Genomic DNA, 2,216 nt, shown 5'->3' on the forward strand with positions numbered 1-2,216 from the left:
AAAAAAAATGACATGTGTCTAATTTATGATTTTAGTAAATAAACTAAATTTTTAGTTGCCGCCCTTTTTCCTCTTTTTACTAAACGCGCGGCCCTTTTTGTTTTTTGTTTTTCGTTCACTCATCAGGGAAATTTTTTAGCCTTCTTGACCTTATCCACATCTTTTTAGCAACGCGCGGCTTCACAACTATTATAGTAGGAAAATTTACTATTATAGTTAAATACTATATATAGAGTGATGCCGAATAAAAGGACAAATACCCCCACTCACAGTTCTGAATAAAAGGACAAATACCCCCACTCGTAAGAGTAATAAAAGGACAAATACTCCTGATTTATAAGGCAAATATTTTCCTTGTCCTTTTATTACACATATCTTTGTCCATCTCCCGAAGTGTCGACAAAAATATAAACCCTATGGAAGACAAGCGTAGCACTCAGCTAACGTTACCGCTCGAGTTGACCTATGAGCCGAAGCACAAAGAATTAGTTAAACAGCATTGGAATGTAACCTTTGCCCGCCAAGGTCGAATGAGTGTGTCCGCTAAGCGGATCATGGCCCGTGTAATCGACCAAATACGAGACGACGATTTTAAGTTGCGGCCTTACTATCAGTTTCGTATTGTGGACATTATCACTGATGTCGGAATAAGTAAAGAGACCGCTTACAAAGAGGTGCAAGGGTCATTGCGTGAGTTGCTAGCGGCTGTTTGGGAATTTGAAAGCATAGATAGTTCGGAATGGTTCGCCCGGCATTTACTCGACTCAACGAAGGAACGGGCCGTGGGGTATAAAGATGGAATTATTACGATACTGCTCAATCCACAATTAGAGCCGTATTTTATCCAGATTGCCCATTACTCAACTCATCAGCTTAATAACTATATGGGGCTAAAAAGCTGGTACTCGATGCGCTTCTTTGAAATCCTGTCAGCTTATCGGGATACGGGTCTATGGTGTCCGACGGTCGAACAATACCGGCAATTAATGGACTGTGCTCAAGAAAAAGACAAACGGGGTAGGGTTAAATGGGATAAAGACGGAAACCCAAAAATTAAGTACCCTCTAACTAAAGACTTGATAAACCGCACTATTACGGAGCCATTAGAAGAACTGGCCAATACGAATTTAGCCTTTGACTTTGAGCCTGTTTACGAGACTGATCGACTGACACGGGGGCGGAAAAAAATAATTGGCTTTAAATTCACGCTCAAACGTAAGCAGGATGGTAAAATACCAGAGTACTGGCTTCAACACACTAGTATATCCAAAGTAATAGCTGGTCTACGGTCGTGGAAAGTAACAGACAAAAATATAGCCCTATATCTAGAAGACATAGGCACTAAAGCGGCTAACAAGCTGGTATACGATTGGCAACTAAAAGAGAACTCAAACGACCGTATAGAAGACCGGGCAAAGTACTGCAACGCCGTGTTTGTGAGAATGGGTAAAGGTGCTCAGGAACGATTAAAACAGGAAGTTGAAGACGCTTTAGAAAAGTAAAGCAGTTGAGCCCTGATGAAAACGCGGTGCGTAACTGCTTTGCTTTTCGCTGACTGCTTCAGAATTCTATTTATCAGCCTGGCCCTTCTGTTTCGCTTTTTCGATAGCAATCGTTTCTGCAAGGGTTAAATAGGGACCCTGATGGTTAACCCACCGTTCGCCCGATTCGGCTAACTCTGCCTCTGTATGCCCATTTTTAATTACGGCTACCATCTTCGGAGCTTTCTCCTTCGCTTCTTTTTTGGTCAATCTGAGCATATCAAGCTATATTTTTGGGTGTGTAACTGCACCTGTTTTTATACCTAAAAAGAGGTGTAAAAACAGGTGCAGTTACACACCCAAATTATACTTCTTTTTCTCCCTTTCTACCTTCTCTTCAATTGCTTCTATTATCCAGTCTTGTAAGGAAACGCCAAGCTTTGGACTGGTCGGCTTGCGTGGCCGTTTGGCCCGTAACTGGTCAACTGCGGCAAGCTGGCCGGACATAATTTTGATATTAAAATTCTTAACCTGCTCCTGCTGCTCTGCTTTCCCGATAGTCGTACTACCCCGGTTTATAATCTCGTCTATCTTCCTTTCCTGCCCTTTGACCGTCGGCTGATCGGTGATGCTGGCGGGTACTGCCTTCTTTTTAGGTGGTGCTGATACGGCCATAAGGTTATTTTTTAATGCCTGTGACGTGACTGAATAACGCTTCCACTTCGACAACGGCTT

At 42.5% G+C, this 2,216-nt stretch carries 3 protein-coding genes; 1 reads left to right on the forward strand and 2 read right to left on the reverse strand.

Annotated features, from left to right (window positions below; translation table 11 throughout):
• The first annotated feature begins 416 nt into the window (after window positions 1-416).
• Window positions 417-1,502 (forward strand): replication initiation protein, encoded by a 1,086-nt coding sequence (locus tag B157_RS0112660; RefSeq protein ID WP_020603696.1) that lies wholly within the window; start codon window positions 417-419, stop codon window positions 1,500-1,502.
• Window positions 1,503-1,568: 66 nt separating this feature from the next.
• Here the strand turns inward: B157_RS0112660 and B157_RS0112665 are convergent, their stop codons facing one another.
• Both B157_RS0112665 and B157_RS35215 read right to left on the reverse strand, forming a co-directional pair.
• A complete protein-coding gene (locus B157_RS0112665) occupies window positions 1,569-1,760 on the reverse strand; it encodes a hypothetical protein (protein WP_020603697.1) in 192 nt (63 codons plus the stop codon).
• Window positions 1,761-1,832: 72 nt separating this feature from the next.
• Window positions 1,833-2,216 (reverse strand): hypothetical protein (locus B157_RS35215; RefSeq protein WP_211224989.1); only part of this gene is annotated, 384 nt, incomplete at its 5' end.

The sequence above is a fragment of the Spirosoma spitsbergense DSM 19989 genome, from assembly GCF_000374085.1.
Taxonomy (GTDB): domain Bacteria; phylum Bacteroidota; class Bacteroidia; order Cytophagales; family Spirosomataceae; genus Spirosoma; species Spirosoma spitsbergense.